At 49.5% G+C, this 1178-nt stretch carries 1 rRNA gene; it reads right to left on the bottom strand.

From position 1 onward, the window contains the following. Window positions 1-1158: ribosomal RNA gene (locus tag K5Q58_RS20560) — 23S ribosomal RNA — on the bottom strand; the annotation flags it as partial. Between the last annotated feature and the right edge of the window lie 20 nt (window positions 1159-1178).

Here is a 1178-nt window from a genome sequence, read left to right as displayed (position 1 = left end):
GCAAACCCATAGCTTCGGTGTATTGCTTAGCCCCGTTAAATCTTCCGCGCAGGCCGACTCGACTAGTGAGCTATTACGCTTTCTTTAAATGATGGCTGCTTCTAAGCCAACATCCTAGCTGTCTAAGCCTTCCCACATCGTTTCCCACTTAGCAATAACTTTGGGACCTTAGCTGATGGTCTGGGTTGTTTCCCTTTTGACGACGGACGTTAGCACCCGCCGTCTGTCTCCCGAGTAGTACTCACTGGTATTCGGAGTTTGCAAAGGGTTGGTAAGTCGGGATGACCCCCTAGCCTTAACAGTGCTCTACCCCCAGTGGTATTCGCTCGAGGCGCTACCTAAATAGCTTTCGAGGAGAACCAGATATCTCCGAGTTTGATTGGCCTTTCACCCCCAGCCACAAGTCATCCGCTAATTTTTCAACATTAGTCGGTTCGGTCCTCCAGTTGATGTTACTCAACCTTCAACCTGCCCATGGCTAGATCACTCGGTTTCGGGTCTACACCTTGCAACTAAACGCGCAGTTAACACTCGGTTTCCCTACGGCTCCGCTATTCGCTTAACCTCGCTACAAAATGTAAGTCGCTGACCCATTATACAAAAGGTACGCAGTCACGGTCTCAAGAACCGCTCCCACTGCTTGTACGTACACGGTTTCAGGTTCTATTTCACTCCCCTCACAGGGGTTCTTTTCGCCTTTCCCTCACGGTACTGGTTCACTATCGGTCAGTCAGGAGTATTTAGCCTTGGAGGATGGTCCCCCCATATTCAAACAGGATGTCACGTGTCCCGCCTTACTCGATTTCATCTATGGTTAGTTTTCATGTACGGGGCTATCACCCTGTGCCGCTGTGCTTTCCAACACATTCCACTAACACCCCATAGACTTAAGGGCTAATCCCCGTTCGCTCGCCGCTACTAGGGGAATCTCGGTTGATTTCTTTTCCTCTGGGTACTTAGATGTTTCAGTTCCCCAGGTTCGCCTCATAACGCTATGTATTCACGTTATGATGACCACTTATGTGGCCGGGTTTCCCCATTCGGACATCGTTAGCTCAAATGCTTGTTACTAGCTCGCCAACGCTTTTCGCAAGTTACTACGTCCTTCATCGCCTCTGACTGCCAAGGCATCCACCGTATACGCTTAGTCACTTAACCATACAACCCAAATAAGTTTC

Source organism: Shewanella sp. KT0246 (genome assembly GCF_019654955.1).
GTDB lineage: Bacteria > Pseudomonadota > Gammaproteobacteria > Enterobacterales > Shewanellaceae > Shewanella > Shewanella goraebulensis.
This window is presented reverse-complemented; position numbering and strand designations above follow the sequence as displayed.